Origin of the sequence: Acidocella facilis ATCC 35904 (assembly GCF_000687875.1) — a bacterium.
GTDB lineage: Bacteria > Pseudomonadota > Alphaproteobacteria > Acetobacterales > Acetobacteraceae > Acidocella > Acidocella facilis.
In genome coordinates, this window is sequence record NZ_JHYG01000006.1 from 18,746 (window position 1) to 38,251 (window position 19,506).

Sequence of the window (19,506 nt, forward strand, 5' to 3'; positions counted from 1 at the left end):
GGCGTATTTAAAACATGGACGCGATTGTTTCTCCTGCCGGGCGCCGGCGTATCGCTGTGATCGGGGCTGGGATTTCCGGCCTGTCCTGCGCCTGGGCGCTGTCGCGCGCGCATGATGTCACCTTGTTCGAGGCGCTGCCCCGGCTGGGCGGGCACAGCCATACGGTCGAGGTCGAGGGTACGAAGATCGATACCGGCTTCATCGTCTATAATGAGCCGGCCTACCCCAATCTCACCGCCTTGTTCGCGCATCTGGGGGTTGAGACGCGGGCGACGGATATGTCCTTCTCGGTGTCGCTGCGCGAAGGCGGGCTGGAATATGCGGGGACGGATCTGCGCGGGCTGTTCGCGCAACCGGCCAATGCGCTGCGGCCGCGATTCTGGTCGATGTTGCGGGGGATTTTGCGCTTCTATAAGCGCGCGCCGGGCGACGCCGCCGCGCTGGCCGGGGTGAGCCTGGGCGAGTATCTGCGCCATGGCGGCTATAGCGAGGCGTTTCTGCAGGACCATCTCTACCCGATGATCGCGGCGGTCTGGTCCTGCCCGGCGGGGGCGGCGGGGGATCTGCCGGCCAGTGCCTTCATCCGGTTCTGTGAAAATCATGGGCTGTTGAAGCTCACTGGCCGCCCGGTCTGGCGCAGCGTGGAGGGCGGCTCACAGGCTTATGTCGCCAGGCTGCGGGCGGCGTTCGCGGGCGAGGTGCGGGCGGGGCAAGCCGTGGCGCAGCTGCGGCGCCTGCCTGGCGGCGTGGCGCTGCGCCTGGCGGATGGATCGGAAGAGGGGTTCGACGAGGCGGTGCTGGCCTGCCATGCGGACGAGGCGTTCGCCCTGCTGGCGGATCCCTGCGCCACGGAGGCGCAGATCCTGGGCAGTTTCCGCACCACGGCGAACGAGGTGGTGCTGCATGGCAATGCGGCGGCAATGCCGCGCCGCCGCGCCGCCTGGGCCGCCTGGAACTATACGGGCGGCGAAGCGCATGTGGCGGTGACCTACTGGATGAACCGCTTGCAGGGCCTGGTGGGGCGGGACTGGTTCGTCACCCTCAACCCGACCCGCGCCCTGCGCGACGTGGCGCTGCGGCAAATCTTCACCCACCCGGTCTTCGACGTCGCGGCGCTGCGTGCGCAGGCGCGGATCTGGGAGATACAGGGGCTGCGCCGGACCTGGTTCTGCGGCGCCTGGTGGGGGGCGGGGTTTCACGAGGACGGGCTGCAGGCGGGGTTGGCGGTGGCGGAAGCGCTGGGGGCGCCGCGCCGGCCCTGGAACGTGCAGGGCGAATCGGCCCGCATCGCGCCGCGGCCCGCCTTCGAGGTGGCCAGGTGAACGCGCTCTATCCGGTCTGGGTCACCCATACCCGCACCCGGCCGCGCCAGCACAGCCTGGCCTACCAGGTGCCGTATCTGCTGCTGGATCTCGATGCGATGCCGCGCCTGCGCCTGTTTTCGCGCGGACGCTTCAATCTGGTGAGCTTCCGCGAGACCGACCATGGCGACGGCACCACGAATTTGCGGGGCTGGGTTGAGCGCCATCTCGCCGCGGCCGGGCTGCAGGCGGGGGCGGCGCGGATTACGCTGCTGGCAATGCCGCGCATCCTCGGGCTGGGCTTCAACCCGCTGAGCCTGTTTCTGTGCCATGATTCCGAGGGAGCGCTGCGCGCGGTGCTGTATGAGGTCAATAATACCTTCGGCCAGCGCCATAGCTATCTCTGCCCGGTAGCAGAGCAGGACGGCGCCATCCGGCAGGGGGCGGAGAAGATTTTTTACGTCTCGCCATTCATGGAGATGGGGCTGCGCTACAGCTTCACCTTGCAGCCGCCCGGCGTCGCGCTGGGGCTGCATATCGCCGTGGCCGATGCGCAAGGGGTGATGCTGCGCGCCACCATGGCCGGGCGCCGGGTGGCGCTGACCGATGCCGCGCTGCTGCGGCTGGTGCTGGCCCAGCCCTGGGCGGGGCTGAAGGTGTTGGCCGCCATCCATTGGGAAGCGTTGAAGATCTGGCGCAAGGGGATCGGGCTGCGGCCGCGTCCGGCCGCGCCCCGTGACGAGATCAGCCAGGGCTATAGCCGTTCCAGGAGACGCGCATGAGTGACATCGTTCAGCCCGCCATGATCCGTGCCGACAGCCGGCGCGGCTGGAGAACCGCCTTGCTGCGCCGTGCCATCGCGGGGTTGCGCTATGGCGGGCTGGTCTGCGTGACGCCCGAAGGGCACAGGCTGGAGGTGCAGGGGGATCTGCCCGGGCCGCAGGCGCGGCTGGTGCTGCATGATTGGCGGCTGCTGCGGGCTTTGGCGCTTGAGGGCGATACCGGCTTCGCCAATGCCTATATCGATGGCGGCTGGAGCAGCCCGGATCTCAGCGCGCTGCTGCAGATCTGCAATCTGAATTTCAGCGGCCAGGCGGAAGGCGCGCTCTCCGCGCCGCTGCGGGCGCTGCAAGGGTGGCGCCATAAGCGCCGGGCCAACAGCAAGGCCGGCGCGCGGCGCAACATCATGGCGCATTACGATCTCGGCAATGGCTTCTTCGCGCGCTGGCTGGATGAAAGCATGCTCTATTCATCCGGCCTGTATGAGGGCGGCGCGGCGACGCTGGAGGCGGCGCAGGCGGCGAAGCTGGCGCTGATCGCCGGGTGGCTGGCGGTTGAGCCGGGACAGAGCGTGCTGGAAATCGGCTGCGGCTGGGGCGCTCTGGCGCGGCATCTGGGCCAGCAGGGGGCGAAGGTGACCGGACTGACGATTTCCCCGGCGCAGCTGGCCTGGGGGCAGCAAGTAATCCGCGATGCCGGGCTGGAGGAGCGTGTGGAGTTGGTGCTGCGCGATTATCGCGACGAGGCCGGGCGCTATGACCGCATCGTCTCGGTGGAGATGTTCGAGGCCGTGGGCGAGGCCTATTGGCCCGGCTATTTCCAGACCTTGCGCCAGCGCCTGAAGCCGGGCGGCAAGGCGGTGTTGCAGGTGATCAGCATCGCCGCCGAACGCTTCGCGGCCTATCGGCGCAGTCCGGATTTCATCCAGAGCCATATTTTCCCCGGCGGCATGCTGCCGGCCAAGGCGCAGATCGCGGCGCAGGCGCGCGCGGCGGGGCTGGCGCCGGGCCGGGTGCGGCATTTCGGCGCCTCCTATGCCCGTACGCTGGCGGCGTGGCGGGAGCGCTTTACCGCCGCCTGGCCGGCGCTGGAGGGGCAGGGCTTCGATGAGCGGTTCCGCCGGCTCTGGGATTATTACCTCTGCTATTGCGAGGCGGGATTTCTCACCGGCAGCGTCGATGTCGGGCTTTATGAATTGCAGGGCTGAGAGGGGGCGCGGGTGAAAGTCTTCGGTCTGGCTTATCTGACGAGCGCGTTGGTGTTTCTGGGGCTGGATGCGGTCTGGCTGAGCCAGATGGGGCCCAGGCTCTACAAGCCCTTGCTGCGCGGGCTGCTGGCGGAGCAGGTCCGGCCGGCGCCGGCGATCATCTTCTACGGGCTCTATGTCGCCGGTATCGTCATCTTCGCGGTGCTGCCCGCGCCGCGCCCGGCGATGGCGCTGTGGCGCGGCGCGGTCTTCGGGTTGATCGCCTATGCCACCTACGATCTGACCAATCAGGCGACGATGCGGGGCTGGCCGAGTGTGATCACCCTGGCCGATCTCGCCTGGGGGGCGTTTGCCACGGCGATCGCCGCCACAGTGGCGTGCATGATCTGCCAATGGCTGCTGCGGAGCTGAGGCAGCCCTCCTGTCGCTGTCAGGCTTTGACGTTGTCGCGGGAATTTGGGAATGAGTTTCCATGTCCGCGCTGCCCGACCGCCATTCTGGCGATTATTTCGAATTGATGCCCGTCGCGCTGTGGGAGGAGGATCTCAGCGCCCTCAAGCTGATCATGGCGGCGTGGCGCAGGGAGGGCATAGAGGATCTCGAAGCCTACCTGGCCGCACATCCTCACGAGATCAAGCGCTGCGCCCATTCGATCAAGATTTTGCGGGTCAATCAAAGTGCTTTGGATATGCTGGGGGCGAAAACCCATGCGGAGCTGACGGCGCATCTGGCGGTGATCATTCGTGACGATGCGTTGGCCCCCTACGCCCAGGAGCTGCTGCAGATCTGGCGCGGCCAGACGCGGTTCACCACCACCACGATGAATTATCGGCTGGATGGGACACGGATCGATATCCGCGTGAATGGCCGGATCCTGCCGGATGAGACGCAGAGCTGGTCGCGGGTGATCGTCGCCATCGAGGATGTCTCGGCCCAGGAGGATGCGCGCCGGGAGCTGGAGGCCAGCGAGCTGCAGGCGCGGGCGATGTTCAATGACTCGCCAGTCTCGCTCTGGTTTGAGAATTTCAGCCTGATCAAGGCCCGGCTGGACGAGCTGCGGCATCGCGGCATCGTCGATTTCCGCACCTTCATCGATGTGCATCCGGATTTCGTCGAGATGTGCATGCTGGATATCCATGTGCTGGATGTGAATCTTCACACGCTCAGGCTGTTTCAGGCGCGCGACAAGGCGGATCTGCTCGCGCGGCTGGATGAGGTGTTCCGCGACGAGATGCGCGGGTTTTTCGCCGAGCAGCTGGTGGCGTTGTGGGACGGCCGGCTGCGCCATGAGCGCGAGGTGCTGAATTACCGGCTGGATGGCGAGGCGCTGAACCTGATTCTGCAATTCTCGGTGATGCCGGGGCATGAGAAGGATTGGTCGAAAGTGCTGGTCTCGCTCACCGACATCACCGCCCGCAAGAAGGCCGAGGCTTATCTCGAATATCTCGGCAAGCATGACGTGCTGACCGGTCTGTATAACCGCAGCTTCTATATGGATGAGGTAAACCGGCTGGAGCGCAAGGGGCCGTTCCCGGTCTCGGTGATCCTGATCGACCTCAACGGCATGAAGCAGGTGAATGACGAATCCGGCCATGCCGCCGGGGATGCGATGCTGCGCCGGATCGGTGAGATTCTGACCCAGGTGGTGGAAAAGCCAGGCTGTGCGGCGCGCATTGGCGGGGATGAGTTCGTGATCCTGCTGCCGGGCAAGAGCGCGCCGGAGGCCCAGGCGGTGCTGAGCGATCTGGCACGGGTGACCGAGCTGAATAATCAGTTCCATTCCACCCAGACTCGGCTGGTTCTCTCCGTCGGCATGGCGGTTTGCAAGGCCGGCGAAAAGCTGGAGGCGGCGATTCAGCGCGCGGATAGCGCCATGTATGCCGATAAACGCGCCTTTTACGCGACGGCGCCGGAGCTGGACCGGCGGTCGAGGATCTAAGCCTCGAGCCCTTACACGGGCAAAAATTCTATTCCGCGCCGCGTTGTCGCCGTCAAGTTAAAAAGGGCAGTCAGACGCAGATAATTCTACCGCAAAATCAACATCTAGTGTTGGCGACGCGATATAGGCCGAGCTATGGTGTGGCCTCACGCGAGTCTCCGCGCCGCCTCTCGGCGCGGATATGCCAGATGGGAGCAAGCGACATGGATATTCCGGCGGATTTTACGGTGTCAGAAACCAGCAAGCGTTCCATATTGGAGAGCATGGCACCGATTTCCGCGCAGATCTGGGATTCCAAATACCGGCTGAAGGATGAGACCGGCACGCCGATCGACCTGACGGTCGAGGATATGTGGCGCCGTGTTGCCCGGGCGCTGGCCGAAGTCGAGAAAGAGCCGGCCCGCTGGGAGCAGCCTTTCTTCGAGGCGCTGCAGGATTTCCGCTTCATCCCCGCCGGGCGCATCCTCTCCGGGGCCGGCACCGCGCGCCGCGTGACCCTGTTCAACTGCTTCGTGATGGGCCGCATCGAGGATGATCTGGGCATGATCTTCTCGCATCTGCGCGAGGCGGCGCTGACCATGCAGCAGGGCGGCGGCATCGGCTATGATTTCTCCTCGCTACGCCCGAAAGGCGCGCTGGTGCGCGGGGTTGGTGCCGACGCCTCCGGCCCGCTCTCCTTCATGGATGTGTGGGATTCGATGTGCCGCACCATCATGTCCGCCGGTGCCCGCCGTGGCGCGATGATGGCGGTGATGCGCTGCGACCATCCGGATGTGGAGGATTTCATCGCCGCTAAGCGCGAGCCTGGGCGGCTGCGCAATTTCAACTGCTCCGTGCTGGTGACCGACGATTTCATGGCCGCCTTGCAGGCGGATGCGCCCTGGGACCTGAAATTCGACGGCAAGACCTACCGCACCGTGCAGGCCCGTGAGCTGTGGGACAAGATCACCCGCGCCACCTATGATTATGCCGAGCCGGGGGTGATTTTCATCGACCGGATCAATAAGCGCAATAACCTCTATTATTGCGAGACGATCAACGCCACCAACCCCTGCGGCGAGCAGCCGCTGCCGCCTTACGGCGCCTGCCTGCTGGGCTCGATCAATCTCGCCAAGCTGGTGCGCAACCCGTTTGAAGCGGGCGCGCATATCGATGAGGCGGAACTGGCCAAGCTGGTCGGCACCGCCATCCGGATGATGGACAACACCATCGACGCCTCGGGCTTCCCGCTGGAGGCGCAGGCGAAGGAGGCCGAGGCGAAGCGGCGGATCGGGCTGGGCATGACCGGCCTGGCTGACGCGCTGATGATGTGTGGGCTGCGTTACGGCACTGAAAAAGCCGCCGCCCAGGCGAGCGAATGGGCCCGCCAGGTGGAGCGCGCCGCCTATCTGGCCTCCGCCCATCTCGCCGCCGAGAAGGGCGCCTTCCCGCTTTATGACGAGGCGAAATATCTGGCTGGCGAGACGATTTCCGGGCTGGATGAAGAGGTGCGCGACACTATCGCCGCGAACGGCATCCGCAACGCGCTGCTCACCTCGATCGCGCCAACGGGCACGATCTCGCTGGTGGCGGATAACGTCTCTTCCGGCGTGGAGCCGGTGTTCGCCCTGGCCTATACCCGCAAGGTGCTGCAGCGCGATGGCTCGCGCCGCGAGGAAGAGGTGACGGATTACGCGCTGCGCCTTTACCGCCAGAAATTCGGCGCCGAGGCGGTGCTGCCGGATTATTTCGTCACTGCGCAGGATCTTGAGCCGGCCGAGCATGTGCGCATGCAGGCCGCCGTGCAGAAGCATGTGGACAGCGCGATTTCCAAGACCGTGAACGTGCCGGCCGATATCAGCTTCGAGGCCTTCCAGGAGGTGTATCTCGATGCCTATCGCAGCGGCTGCAAAGGCTGCACCACCTACCGGCCGAACGACGTGACCGGCTCGGTACTCTCGGTTTCCGCGCCCACCCCGGCGGCTGCTCCCGCCCCGACGCCGGCCGCGCCGAAGCTACTGGACGACCCGCTGGGCCTGCTCAACCGCGCCGACCGGCTGCTGGGTGCGACCTACAAGCTGCGCTGGCCCGACAGCGAGCATGCGATGTATGTCACCATCAACGATATCGAGCAGGACGGCGTGCGCCGGCCCTTCGAGGTGTTCGTGAACTCCAAGAATCTGGAGCATTATGCCTGGGTGGTGGCGCTCACCCGGATGATCTCGGCGGTGTTCCGCCGTGGCGGCGAGGTGGCGTTCGTGGCCGAGGAGCTGAAGCAGGTCTTCGACCCGCGCGGCGGCCAGTGGGCGCAGGGGCGCTATGTGCCGTCTCTGGTGGCGGCGATCGGCGATGTGATCGAGCGGCATATGATTGAGACCGGCTTCCTGACCCTGCCGGATGACGAGCCGGCCTATGGCAAGCTGCGCGCCGAGGCGGTGACGCCAGCCACCGGCACCGCTCTGGGCAGCCTGTGCCCGAAATGCAGCCAGCCCGGACTGGTGCGCGAGGCGGGTTGTTTGAGCTGCGTGCAATGCGGCTGGTCCAAATGCGGCTGAGCTGAAAGCCACCGTTGAATGAAAAACCCCGCCAATGGCGGGGGTTTTTGTGCAAGCCCGTGTAGCCTAGAGCCTCAAGCGTTTAGCTTGAGGCTCTAATTTTGATGTTGGCGAGCAATTTCATGTGTTTATCTTGACGCTGCCGCGTCAATCTAAACACATATTGCTCTAAACATGCTGGCCGCCATTGATGTGGATTTCAGCCCCATTCACGTAGGAGGAGGCATCGGTGCAAAGGAAATGGATGGTCTGCGCCACTTCCGTGGGGGTGCCCAGCCGCTTCATCGGCACTTCCGCATCGACCAACTCGTCCGTGCCTTCGGAGAGGATGGCGGTGCTGATCTCGCCGGGCGCGATGGCGTTGGCGCGCACCCCACGGCTGCCGAACTCGTGCGCCATCTCGCGGGTGAGCGCGGCCAGCGCCGCCTTGGACGCGGCATAGGCGACCCCGGCAAACGGATGCACCCGCGAGCCGGCGATGGAGGTGACATTGACGATGGAGCCCCGGGCGCGCTCCAGCTCCGGCAACAAAGCCCGGGCGAGCAGGGCGGTGGAGACCAGGTTGACGTTGAGCACCTTGGTCCAGAGCGCGGCATCCGTCTCGATCACCCCCATGCGCCCTCCCTCCGGGCCTTTCGGCGAGATGCCAGCATTATTCACCAGAGCGTGCAGCTTGCCGCCATCCAGCCGGGCGCGGACCGCCTCGGCCAAGGCGGCAATGCCGCCCAGATCCTCAAGGTCCGCTTGCAGATGGCTCTCTCTGGCATTTGGCCAACGGCATTCCGGTGAGAAAGGCTGGCGGGAGACGGTGAGGATACGCCAGCCGCGCTCCTGAAACAGCTTCACCGCGGCATGGCCAATGCCGCGGCTGGCGCCGGTGAGCAGCAGAACGGGTTTCGGGTCGGACATTCAGGGCTCCTGTTTCGGCTGGGCGTGGGCCAGGATGGGCCGGGCGATGCGGCGTGGCAATATCATGTGGGCGCTGGCGCAGCGCGGTGCCATTTGCGTTTCCACCGCCCGCCAAGGCTCGATTGGAACAGACCGGATGCAAGGGCGCAGGCGCGGCACAAAATTTGCATTGTAATACCGCGGGCCATCGCTCTTCCCGGGCGCTGCTGCCTATTGCCAATCCCGGCCCTTCTCCGGAGGGCCTCACAAAGATAAGGACGCGGACTTGCACGCAGCGATTGATCGGCACCGCCAAGACTGGGAGGCGCCGGAACTCGGCCTGCCCCAGGCCACGATCATAGCCATCCTCCTGGTGGCCTTGATCTCCCTGGCGGCTTTATGGGTAACGCTCGGCATAAAGCCGAAAACCGTTCCACAAACCATCCAGGTGACGCAGGCCAGCCTGACCAGCCTGCCACAACCCAAGCCGCCACCGCCGCCGCCGCCGAAAATCGTGCCCCCGCCCAAGCCGGTGCCGGCGGTGATCCCGAAGCCGCCGCCGGTGCCGAGCAAGATCGTGGTGGCGACGAAACCGCCCCCGCCGGTGCATCACGTCATCAAGCCGCCGCCGCCGCGGCCGGTGGTGCATCACACCCCGGCGCCGCCAAAGCCGCAGCCGCCGCAGCCGGCCGTGCGCACCACGCCGGCCCCGCCGCCCCCGCATCCGGCCCCTCCGGCCGCGGCGCCGACCAGCGGCATCGGCCCCTACGGCGCCACCATGCACGCGATCATCCAGGCCAATCAAAGCGTGCCGCCAGGCATTTCTCAGATGGGGCTGTCGGGAACGGCGGTGATCAAGATCGAGGTCGATCCGAGCGGCCGGGTCATCGCTGTCAGCCTGGTGCGCTCCAGCGGCAATCCGCTGATTGATAAGACCGCGCTGGACCATGCGCGTGAGGCGCATTTCCCGGCTTTCAACAGCAATATGCCGGGCTCCGCCTTGACCTTCGAGGTGCCGGTTGAGATCAGCCCTGGCGATGGTGGCGATGATTAAAATTTCTTTTCGCGCGAACGGACGAGCCTAAAATCTGAACAGCAAGAGCCTATTTTTTAGAGACTCGATCAAATGCCCGCCCTCACCAGGGCGGGCATTTTCTTTTGGCGGATGGCGCCGCCGAAAGTCGCCTCTTTTAGGTGCATGCAATGTACTGCAGTTTTAGACATATTCCCACTCATTACGTGATGCACTAGACATAAACGCAATGCTGCAAGCGTGCATTCGGAAATCTTATAATTAATTGCGTTAATTTTTATCGCGAAGCTGAATCGAAGCGTGGGCTTGGCATCATGCTTGCTCTTTAGGTCCCAATGTCTCGCTGGGCCCCTTGCATAAGGGGTTGAGCAGATGGGGATCAACAACAAGAGGCTTCGTAATGAAGAATAAGGCGAGCAACCTTCGAAAGCATTTATTGCTGTTTACGGCGTGCAGCTTTGTCGGCGCCGCATCCATGGATCATGTCGCGCATGCGCAGAGCGCCGCGACGACGGAAGATCCGGTGATCGTGCCGGGCCTTGGCAGCGCCAGCGGCTCCAGCGCGTACGAGATTCAAAAGGTTCACATCCTCTATAAGAAGAATCTTCTGAAGGAGAAGGATCTCCCCAGCTCCATCACCGTGCTCGACGATAAGAGCGTGGCACGCGTGAACCCCACCATGGGGTCCATCCAGACCTTGCTGAAACAATCGCCTTCCGTCACCGCCTACGCGCAGGGGCCGGGCCAGAGCGCGCCGACTTTGGCCGTTCGTGGTGTGAAGAATGACGAGCTGGCGGAAACGCTGAACGGCGTGCCGATCACCAGCCTGTTGGGTGGCGCCGGGGATTATCTCTCCAACAATGTCAGCGCGCCGATCACGCTGCCGGAAATCGATTCAGCCACGGTCTATCCGGGCGTGGCGCCACCGGAGCGTCAGGGCTTCGGCACTGTCGGCGGCACCATCGCCTACACGGCAAAGGCGCCGACCGACAAGCCCTACGCTGAACTCGAAGGGGGCTATGGCTCTTTCGACACCTCCCATTTCGGTTTCACCATCAACACCGGCAAATGGTATGATGGCGTCGACGCGCCAAAGACCCTGCTGCTTTACGACCAGAGTGAAACCGCCGGCTATGTAGCCAATACTCCGGCGCATTATCATAATTTCCTGTTCAATACGGTAAAACCGTTTGACGACGGCTTGACCCAGGTCGGGTTGCTGGTGATCTTCAACCAGGGTAACGGCACGATTCAAAGTGAGCCGACGCCGACCGCGCTGATCGACAAATATGGCTGGAACTATAATTTCCCGACCAATCTCGGCTATTACAATCAGGCCGGAAAATTCCTGACCACGATCCTGAGCGATAAGAGCTATATCAACCAATATCTGGATTTCCAGGGTTCGGTATTCTATATCCACCAGGACCAGAAGACTGATTCTTATTGCGCCCCCTCCACGACCGATGGCAGCCTGCCCTACGCGGTCAATGTGCAATGCCCGTATAATTTCTACGGCGACGTCGGGCCGGGATCGAACTTCCAGTCTTCCGCCTTCAACTACAACCCAACGGCGGCATTTGGCAGCCCGCAAGCCGGCGAATCGTCTGAGTTCACCCATAATTGGGGGAACACTTACGGTTTCACGCCGCAGCTGAATATCCATCTGCCCCACAACACGATCGCGATCGGCGGCCTGATCGCGAAGCAGACCTCGAGTGGGACGCAATATATTTACGGCAGCGATTTGGCGCAGCAGAACCAGATCAACGGCTATGATTCCTCCGTTTTCGGTGGCGGCTATCAGCGCTCCGTCTATGTCGGCTATATTTCGGATAAGATCGATCTGTTGAACAACAAGCTGCATATCGAGCCGGCCTTCCGGGTCACCTCGGCCTACACCAGCAACATCGTGCAGCAGAATTTCAGCGCGGCCACAGGGAAATACCAGAACTTCACCAAAGTCGGCGAACCCTATATCGGCATTTCTTACGATCTACCGTGGCATCTGACGCCTTATGCGACCTACGGCAAGGGCTCGCTGTTCTCACCTGTCTCGGATTACGGCTCGGGCTCAAATCCGCTTGCGGGCTCTGAAACCGCGCCAACCCCGGAAATCGTGCATATGTATGAGGCGGGGCTGCGCTATGATACGCCCAACCTTTATCTGAGCGCCGACTATTTCTATCAAAAGGTGAACGACGCCTTCTCCTTCTATGAAAACTATCTCACCGGCACCTCCTACTACGCCAACCAGGGCGGCTTTCTGGTGCGCGGCGTCGAGGTCGCGGGCAAGGCACGCCTGACGCCGGCGGTCACGCTCTCCGGAAACTTCTCCTATAATAACACCGACTATACCGACAGCGCCTTCGAGTTCGTGACCCTGGCCAACGATCAGTTTGGCTATGCCTTTAAGGGTACGCCATTCTCGAATACCCCAACCTACCTGGCCAATATCGCCCTGGATTATGACAAGGGGCCGTGGACTGCGGAATTGTCCGCGCAATATACAGGCCGGGAAAATCAAACCTATGATATTCTGACGCCGAACGATCCCCAAAGCATGCTCTCCGGCGCCACGACAACGGATCTTCAAAACACCAACGATCCGAATTTCATCTTCAATTTCAACGCCAGCTACAAGATCCCGGTCAATACCCACAGGATCAAGAGCCTGAAAGTTGTCTTCACGGCGCTGAATATTTTCGACGTGCATTATTATACCTACAAGTATAACTCGGAGCTTGCATCGGGTGGTGTCTACTCGATCCTGCCGCAATACGAATCCGGCTTGATCGGCCCGCCGCGCTCCCTGCAGCTCGATCTTGTCGCCAAGTTCTGAACCAAGGATCCCGGCGGTTCGCCGCCGGGATCTCCTCCGGCCTAATTTGAAGTTGAAGCTTATGCGTCTCCTGGCATGCCGACCAAAACGAAAAATGATAGTGATGAATGTCCGTGCCTTCGTTTTCGCGTGCATGCTTGGGTTTGCCGCCATGCCATTTTCCGCGCGCGCCGTTCAGAATGACTGCCACACCATCGTCATCCCGCCAGGTCTTGGCATTGGCCCCGGGGCGGATGTAACGTCATTCAACCCGCTCTTCGTAACGTCTCTTTATAATCAAGAGGCGATATGGATGATGTTTGAGCAACTCATCTGGATCAATCGCAATCACGATATCGACTGGACACGTTCGATCGCAAGCTCAATATCCACGCCCGATAACGGCAAGACCTTCGATATCACGCTGCGGCCCTGGGTATGGTCAGATGGTGTTCCGGTTACCAGCGCCGATATTCTCTATACCTACAAGCTCATTCAGAGCTACGGCCAGAATTATTCAAGCTATGGCGGCGGCGGCGTGCCGATGCTCATCCAGAGCATGACCGCCCCGGATGCCGAGCATGTGCGGATCATCCTCAAACATGCCGTTAATCCACAATGGTTCATTCTCAACGGCATTTCCCAATTCACCCCGCTGCCGCAACATATATGGCGAAAATACACAAATAATCAGATTTGGGACGAGCAATCGAATCCAGCTTTCTTTTCTGTCGTCGATGGTCCGCTAAAAATAAAGAAGCTGGCGATCGGGCAATATGCGGAGTTCGTGCCGAACCCGCTTTACCCTGGCGCCAAAATGCACTTTGAACGATTTTTTATGAAGTTTCAAAATAGTGAGTCCGAAGAGCTTCAGGCGGTCCAATCTGACGATACAGATATGGGCAATGTCCCGTTCGATCTTTATAGCAAGGCTGCTGGAATGCCGGGTACAAGGCTGGTGACAATGCCGCCCTCCTATTCCTGGAACGAGCTGATTCCGAACCTGCTCAATAAATCAACGGAATTCTTCAAGGATGTCCGTGTCCGCCAGGCCCTGGCCGACGCGATCAACCAAAAAGAAATCATTCGGATCGCTTTCCATGGGCACGGTATTGAAACCTATAATCCTGTCCCGCCAGTGCCCGCCAATTTTCTATCCCCATTGGCCAAGCAAGGCGATTTTCCGGTTGGATATAACCCCGGGAAAGCGCGAATGCTGCTCAAGGCGGCCGGCTTCACCCCGGGCAAGGATGGTATTCTTCAGAAAGACGGGCAGAGGCTGGAGTTTACTTTGCAGATTCCTGCCGGACAGGATGTACGGATTGAAATCGCTGAGCTCATCCAGCAGGATCTGAAAGCAATTGGCATAGATATGAAAGTGCAGCAGGTCGAGTTTAACGAGCTTTTGACAGCCATGGTCAGTCTGCCGCAAAGCTGGCAGGCCATCCTCATCGCGGAGGATCTGTCGCCCTACCCGAGTGGAGAATATCTGTTCAAAACGGGTGGTTATTATAACAATAATGGTTATTCAGATAAAACAATGGATCAACTGATCGACGAAAGTACTAACCTGCCTGGCATGCAGGCTTTGTTTGCCTACCAGGATTATGCTTCGGCGCAACAGCCGGTGATCTTTTTGCCGAATGAGGAGTATTCCGTTCTTGCGAGAGAGAATGTTCATGGTGTTCAGGATTTCATGAACCCGCTAGGTATGTGGGCGCCGGAGAAGCTGTTTTGCACCGCGCATTGAAATATCTGCTCGCCGGCGCCGTGGCGCTGGCCGTGCATGCGCCGGCCATTGCCGGAACATCAAGCTCAATTCCTGGAAATTGTGGAACCATCATCGTCCCCACCGGCATTGGTATTGGTGTTGGCGCGGATATCACAAACTTCAATCCTCTGCTCACCAATTCGCTTTACAATGCTGAGGCCTCGTCTTTGATGTTTCAGCCGCTATTATGGATAAGCGGCGCGACTCTTCAGATAGACTGGTCGCGTAGCATTGCCAGCTCGGTAACGACACCGGACCAGGGCACAAGTTTCGATGTGAAGATGCGCCCTTGGGTGTGGTCTGACGGCGTGCCGGTGACAAGTGCCGATGTTGCCTATACTTGGCATTTGATCCAGGCCTTCGGCGCGACATATGCGGGCTACGGTGGTGGGGGAATGCCCGATATCATCAAGCAGTTGCAGATTATCGGTCCCGAGGAGTTCCGCGTTGTTCTGAAGCGGCAAGTGAATCCGCAATGGTTCATCATGAACGGCTTGTCCCAGCTGTCGCCCTTGCCAGAACATGTCTGGAAACATTTTACCTCTGATGAAATCTATCAGCACCAAAGCGACGTGAAGTTTTTTCAAGTCGTGGACGGTCCTTTGAAACCGCTGGCATTGCATGTCGGGCAGGATCTGATAATGGTCCCAAATCAAAAATGGCCCTTTGCGAAGCTAAACTTCGACAGATTTATTTTTAAATTTGTGGATACCGATGGCCAGACTGTCCAGCAATTTGAGGATGGCGAGCTGGATATGATCAACATTCCCTTCGGTCTCTGGAATGCCGTGCAGCATGTTCCTGGCGCTTATATGGTCAGGCTTCCAATGCCGCTTGACTATAACGATTTGCTTCTGAATTTCCGCAATCCAAAGGTGGCGTTCTTCCGCGATGTACGTGTTCGCCAAGCCATGGAAGATGCGATTGATCAACAGGAAATGATACAGCTTATCGATCATGGCGTAGGTGCAGAGCACTGGGGCCCCGTTCCGACGCAGCCACCGACATTCCTGACACCCGCGATGCAGGCGGGCCATTATCCGGTAAGCTATGACCCCGCACATGCGCGGCAACTTTTAGAGCAGGCGGGATACAGCCCAGGTGCTGACGGAATCATGCAGAAAGACGGAAAGAAGCTTGAATTCACCTACCTTGATACCACGGGTAGTGTATTGCTGCAGCAGATCACCCTGATGACGCAGGCCTATCTGCGCCGGATCGGGATTGATATGCGGGTACGGGAAATGGAATTCAATCAGGTTATGGCGTTGCTGAACGATCCACATGCCGATTGGGAAGCGACCGGATTGGGCGGTGGCGTTGGCGATTATCCTACTGGTGAGCTCAGCTTCAAGACGGGATCTTTTGAAAATTCAGGTGGATATTCAGATCCAACCATGGACAAGCTGATCGATGAAAGTACAAATCAACCAGGTCTAAGCGGCCTTTACGCTTATGAGACCTACGCTAGCGCGCAGCAGCCGGTGCTCTTCATGGAGCGCGAAGGTGTCGCCATGCTCGCCCATAACCGGATCAAGGGTGCCGCGCGTTTTGTCGATCAGCTCTATAATTATTATCCCGAAAAATTATATTGCGAAGCACCGCATGGGAAGGCCGCGCGATGATGAAGATGATCCTCAGGCGCCTTGCGTCCTCTTGCCTGTCTCTGTTCATCCTGGTAGCACTTGTGTTTTTTCTGGCGCACCTCACGCCCGGCGGCCCCGCCTACTCAATCCTCGGGCAGAAAGCGACGCCGGAATCGGTGGCGCAGCTCAACCAGCGCCTTGGGCTGGACCAGCCCCTGCTCAAGCAATTCGGCCTCTGGATATGGCATTTGCTGCATGGGGAGCTTGGCTATTCCTATCTGCTCAACCGCCCGGTCGGGCAGCTGCTTTGGGTATATGAGAGAAACACCCTGATTTTCTATACAGTTTCCATTATCATCAGTACGGCCTTGTCGATTGCTCTGGGGCTGATTCAGGGCGTCTGGTTCGGCCGCTGGCCGGCTAAGCTGATCGGCGCGTTCCAGCTCGGCTTCTACGCTTTGCCGCCTTTTTTCGTCGCCGCGATGCTGATCCTTTGGTTCGCTGTCGATGTCCATTGGCTTCCCGCCAGCGGTATCATCGATCTTCGCGATCCGCACGCCGGTATCGCCAGCTTCGCGGCGCATCTGGTGCTGCCGGTCACCACGGTATCGCTGCTCACCGTCTCCTCCCTGTCGCGCTATTTTGGCGAGGCGGTGCATGAGGAGCTGGGGAAGGATTATGTCCGTACGGCACGTGCGAAAGGGGTGAGCTTTGCGTCGATTCTGTTCCGGCACGTGATGCGCAATGCCCTGCGGCCCCTCATTACCATCCTGGGACTCTCCTTTCCCTACATTTTCACTGGTGGTGTCATCGTGGAATCCGTTTTCAACTATCCAGGCCTGGGCTGGCTCATGTGGCGCTCGGCCTTGTCGCAGGATTATCCGATCCTGATCGCGATTGTCCTGGTCATCGGCGTGCTCACCGTGCTCGGCAATTTGCTGGCCGATCTCGTCAACGGCCTGCTGGATCCGAGGGCGAGCTATGAGTGAGGCGGCGATGCTCAGTCTCTCAAAGTCGCTGGGCGGCCGGCTTGCCGGCAACGCGACGCTGAAGGCCGGCCTGGTTCTGAGCGGGTTGATCCTGTTCCTCGGCTTCGTGGCGCCCTTCCTCGATCCGGTGAACCCCTACACGATTCATCCTTCGCACGCCTTGCAGGCGCCGAACGGGCAGTTCCTGTTCGGTACGGATGAGCTGGGGCGGGACGCGCTGGCCTTGCTGCTCTCCGGCGGCTTCACCACCTTGATCGTGGCGCTGCCCGCGGCGCTCTTGGCTTTTTTTATCGGCGTCACCTACGGTTTCCTCTCCGGTCTCGGCCCCGCCTGGCTCGACCGACTATTGATGCGCCTGCTCGATGTGGTCCTGGCGCTGCCCAGCCTCATCGTGCTGCTGTTCTTCGCGGCGCTGGTACCGCAATCCAATTTCAATCTCATCCTGCTCTTGGGGCTGATCTCCTGGCCGAGCCTGGCGCGGCTGGTCCGCAACGAGGTGTTGGCCCAGCGCGGCCGGGACTTCATGCTGGCGGCCCGGCAATCCGGGGCGTCGTCAGCCTACCTCGCACGGGTGCATCTGCTGCGGGTGATCGCGCCGATCCTGGTGGTCAATGGCACCTTCATGATTGGCGATTCGGTTCTGGCAACCTCCGCGCTTTCCTTTTTGGGGCTTGGCGTGCAGCCGCCGCAGGAGAGCTGGGGCAGCTTGCTGCAAGGCGCGCTGGATATCGCGGCACTCGATCCGTGGTGGCTGATCCTGCCGCCCGGCCTGTTGATTTTCGGCGCGCTGCTGGCGGCGTCGCTGACGGGGCAGGGGCTGTTGCAAATCTGGGGGAATAAGCGTTGAACGCCGTGCTCGAGATCAAGAATTTATCCGTCACGTTGAAGCGTGGCGGTCGCGATGTGACCATTCTCGACCAGCTCAATCTGCGCATCGCGCCGGGTGAAATGCAGGCGCTGGTCGGCGAAAGCGGCTCCGGCAAAACCATCGCGGCCCTGGCCATCATGCGTCTCTTGCCGCCAGGGGCCGCCATTACCGGCGAGATTCTGCTGAACGGCGAAAATCTCGCCGCCGCCGTGGAGCCGCGCATGCGCCAGGTCCGCGGCAAATCCGTTGCCATGGTCTTCCAGAATCCGCTCGCGGCGCTGAACCCGAGCCGCACCATCGCGGCGCAGATCGGCGAAGCCTGGCGGGTCCATCAAGGCGGCAGCGCGGCGCAGGCCCGGGCCCGGGCGCTGGAGCTTTTGGACGAAGTCGGAATCCCCGATCCGAAAAACCGGCTCAATGATTATCCGCACCAGTTTTCCGGCGGCATGCGCCAACGTGTGATGATCGCGATGTCGCTGGCCTGCTCACCGCATTTGCTGATCGCCGATGAACCGACCACGGGGCTTGATCCGCTGATCGCGCAGCAGATCATGACCTTGATCGCGCGGCTGCGCCGCGAGCGCGACATGGCGGTACTCTTCGTCACGCATGATCTCTCTGTGGTGCAGGAGCATGCGGACTCCATCCATGTGCTCTATGCCGGGCGCTCGGTGGAATGGGGGGCGGCGGCAGCGTTTTTCCAGCACCCGCGTCACCCTTATTCCGAGGCGTTGCTGGGGTCGGTGGCGCGGCTGGGGCAGGCGCGGCTGCGCAATATTCCGGGCAATCTGCCCGAGCCGGAGCAGCGCCCGCCCGGCTGCCGGTTCGCGCCGCGCTGCGCCTATGCCAGCGCGGTTTGTTCCACCGCCTACCCGCCGGCGGATGCGCAAGGGGCCACGCTGGCCGCGTGCTTTCACCCGCTGCCGCGCACCGCAAGGCCGGCCTTCGCTGAAACCCTTGCGCCGCGCCCCGCGCGAAACTTCGCGCCGCTGCTCGATGTGACGGATCTCGGCGTGCGCTATCGCGGTGCCGGCGGCTGGTTCGGCGCGGCGCGCCGGCTGCCGCCGTCGCTGGCCGAAGTCAGCTTCAGGCTCGGGCGCGGCGAATGTCTGGGCGTGGTCGGCGAGAGCGGCTCCGGCAAATCCAGCCTCGGCCGCGCGGTGCTGCAAATGATCGAGTATGACGGCCAGGTCACGCTCGATGGTCATGATTTCCACGCCATGGCCGGCCGCGCGAAACGGGATTTGCGCCGGAAAATCCAGGTTGTTTTCCAGGACCCGCGGGAGAGCATGAACCCGCGCATGACCATTGGCGAGGTGATCGCCGAGCCGCTGCGGCTGCGCGGCGGCCTGAACAACGCCGCGCGCCGCGCGCGCGTGGAGGCGCTGCTCGGCCAGGTCGGCCTGAATCCCGAAATGGCGGCGCGCCATCCTGGCGATGTCTCCGGCGGCCAGGCGCAGCGCATCGCCATCGCCCGCGCCCTGGCGGCGGAGCCGGAATTGATCGTGCTCGATGAGCCGACCTCGGCGCTCGATGTCTCCACCCAGGCGATGCTGCTGAACCTGCTGAAGGATCTCAGCCTCAAGCATGCCCTGTCCTACATTCTCATCAGCCATGATTTCGCGGTCGTCAGCTACATGTCTGACCGGATCGCCGTGCTCAATGCCGGCCGGATCGTCGAGATGAACGAGACCGCGGCGCTGCTCTCGGCGCCGCGCGCAGCCTACACGCGGGCGCTGATTGGCGCGGCCCCGCAACTTCAACCCATGCAAGCCTAGGAGTTTTTATC

At 61.5% G+C, this 19,506-nt stretch carries 14 protein-coding genes; 13 read left to right on the forward strand and 1 reads right to left on the reverse strand.

The annotated features are described in order from the left end of the window. Window positions 1-14: 14 nt before the first annotated feature. From T331_RS0109190 to T331_RS0109215, 6 genes are all read left to right on the forward strand, one after another. A complete protein-coding gene (locus T331_RS0109190) occupies window positions 15-1,322 on the forward strand; it encodes an NAD(P)/FAD-dependent oxidoreductase (RefSeq protein ID WP_026439795.1) in 1,308 nt (435 codons plus the stop codon). Next, window positions 1,319-2,083, forward strand: a complete 765-nt coding sequence (locus T331_RS0109195) for a DUF1365 domain-containing protein (RefSeq protein ID WP_026439796.1) — start codon at window positions 1,319-1,321, stop codon at window positions 2,081-2,083. The genes T331_RS0109190 and T331_RS0109195 overlap by 4 nt, the downstream gene beginning before the upstream one ends. Further along, window positions 2,080-3,288, forward strand: a complete 1,209-nt coding sequence (locus tag T331_RS0109200; protein ID WP_008495389.1) for an SAM-dependent methyltransferase — start codon at window positions 2,080-2,082, stop codon at window positions 3,286-3,288. The genes T331_RS0109195 and T331_RS0109200 overlap by 4 nt, the downstream gene beginning before the upstream one ends. Before the next feature lie 12 nt (window positions 3,289-3,300). Further along, window positions 3,301-3,699 carry a DUF2177 family protein gene (locus tag T331_RS0109205; protein ID WP_026439797.1) on the forward strand — a complete coding sequence of 133 codons (399 nt, stop codon included), beginning with the start codon at window positions 3,301-3,303 and terminating at the stop codon, window positions 3,697-3,699. A 61-nt stretch (window positions 3,700-3,760) separates the two neighbouring features. Then, window positions 3,761-5,227, forward strand: coding sequence for a sensor domain-containing diguanylate cyclase (locus T331_RS0109210; protein ID WP_026439798.1), 1,467 nt, complete (start codon window positions 3,761-3,763; stop codon window positions 5,225-5,227). A 263-nt stretch (window positions 5,228-5,490) separates the two neighbouring features. Continuing rightward, entirely contained in the window at window positions 5,491-7,761 is a 2,271-nt protein-coding gene (locus tag T331_RS0109215; RefSeq protein ID WP_035179822.1) for an adenosylcobalamin-dependent ribonucleoside-diphosphate reductase, read from the forward strand. 168 nt (window positions 7,762-7,929) lie between these two features. Here the strand turns inward: T331_RS0109215 and T331_RS0109220 are convergent, their stop codons facing one another. Further along, entirely contained in the window at window positions 7,930-8,670 is a 741-nt protein-coding gene (locus tag T331_RS0109220; RefSeq protein WP_026439800.1) for an SDR family NAD(P)-dependent oxidoreductase, read from the reverse strand. Between the two features lie 265 nt (window positions 8,671-8,935). On the opposite strand from T331_RS0109220, the gene T331_RS0109225 reads away from it, so the two are divergent. The 7 genes from T331_RS0109225 (at window position 8,936) to T331_RS0109255 (ending at window position 19,495) form a co-directional block, all read left to right on the forward strand. Beyond that, entirely contained in the window at window positions 8,936-9,703 is a 768-nt protein-coding gene (locus T331_RS0109225) for an energy transducer TonB family protein (RefSeq protein ID WP_026439801.1), read from the forward strand. Between the two features lie 454 nt (window positions 9,704-10,157). Next, window positions 10,158-12,524 carry a TonB-dependent receptor gene (locus T331_RS0109230; protein WP_026439802.1) on the forward strand — a complete coding sequence of 789 codons (2,367 nt, stop codon included), beginning with the start codon at window positions 10,158-10,160 and terminating at the stop codon, window positions 12,522-12,524. Window positions 12,525-12,627: 103 nt separating this feature from the next. Continuing rightward, window positions 12,628-14,253: a peptide ABC transporter substrate-binding protein gene (locus T331_RS17900; RefSeq protein ID WP_162173894.1), complete on the forward strand. Its 1,626-nt coding sequence runs from the start codon at window positions 12,628-12,630 to the stop codon at window positions 14,251-14,253. Next, entirely contained in the window at window positions 14,250-15,899 is a 1,650-nt protein-coding gene (locus T331_RS0109240; RefSeq protein ID WP_026439803.1) for a peptide ABC transporter substrate-binding protein, read from the forward strand. The genes T331_RS17900 and T331_RS0109240 overlap by 4 nt, the downstream gene beginning before the upstream one ends. After that, on the forward strand, window positions 15,899-16,849 hold the full coding sequence (locus tag T331_RS0109245; protein ID WP_244876928.1) for an ABC transporter permease: 951 nt from the start codon (window positions 15,899-15,901) through the stop codon (window positions 16,847-16,849). The genes T331_RS0109240 and T331_RS0109245 overlap by 1 nt, the downstream gene beginning before the upstream one ends. A 7-nt stretch (window positions 16,850-16,856) precedes the next feature. Then, window positions 16,857-17,696: an ABC transporter permease gene (locus T331_RS0109250; RefSeq protein ID WP_234731168.1), complete on the forward strand. Its 840-nt coding sequence runs from the start codon at window positions 16,857-16,859 to the stop codon at window positions 17,694-17,696. A 5-nt stretch (window positions 17,697-17,701) separates the two neighbouring features. Continuing rightward, window positions 17,702-19,495 carry a dipeptide ABC transporter ATP-binding protein gene (locus tag T331_RS0109255; protein WP_026439806.1) on the forward strand — a complete coding sequence of 598 codons (1,794 nt, stop codon included), beginning with the start codon at window positions 17,702-17,704 and terminating at the stop codon, window positions 19,493-19,495. The last annotated feature ends 11 nt before the right edge of the window (window positions 19,496-19,506 follow it).

What these genes read in the sequence shown, in the direction of transcription:
- T331_RS0109190 (WP_026439795.1), top strand. Translation starts at nt 15, where the DNA reads ATGGACGCGATTGTTTCTCCTGCCGGGCGCCGGCGTATCGCTGTGATC.
- T331_RS0109200 (WP_008495389.1), top strand. Translation starts at nt 2,080, where the DNA reads ATGAGTGACATCGTTCAGCCCGCCATGATCCGTGCCGACAGCCGGCGC.
- T331_RS0109210 (WP_026439798.1), top strand. Translation starts at nt 3,761, where the DNA reads ATGTCCGCGCTGCCCGACCGCCATTCTGGCGATTATTTCGAATTGATG.
- T331_RS0109215 (WP_035179822.1), top strand. Translation starts at nt 5,491, where the DNA reads ATGGCACCGATTTCCGCGCAGATCTGGGATTCCAAATACCGGCTGAAG.
- T331_RS0109220 (WP_026439800.1), bottom strand. Translation starts at nt 8,670, where the DNA reads ATGTCCGACCCGAAACCCGTTCTGCTGCTCACCGGCGCCAGCCGCGGC.
- T331_RS0109230 (WP_026439802.1), top strand. Translation starts at nt 10,158, where the DNA reads ATGGATCATGTCGCGCATGCGCAGAGCGCCGCGACGACGGAAGATCCG.
- T331_RS17900 (WP_162173894.1), top strand. Translation starts at nt 12,628, where the DNA reads ATGAATGTCCGTGCCTTCGTTTTCGCGTGCATGCTTGGGTTTGCCGCC.
- T331_RS0109245 (WP_244876928.1), top strand. Translation starts at nt 15,899, where the DNA reads ATGAAGATGATCCTCAGGCGCCTTGCGTCCTCTTGCCTGTCTCTGTTC.
- T331_RS0109250 (WP_234731168.1), top strand. Translation starts at nt 16,857, where the DNA reads ATGCTCAGTCTCTCAAAGTCGCTGGGCGGCCGGCTTGCCGGCAACGCG.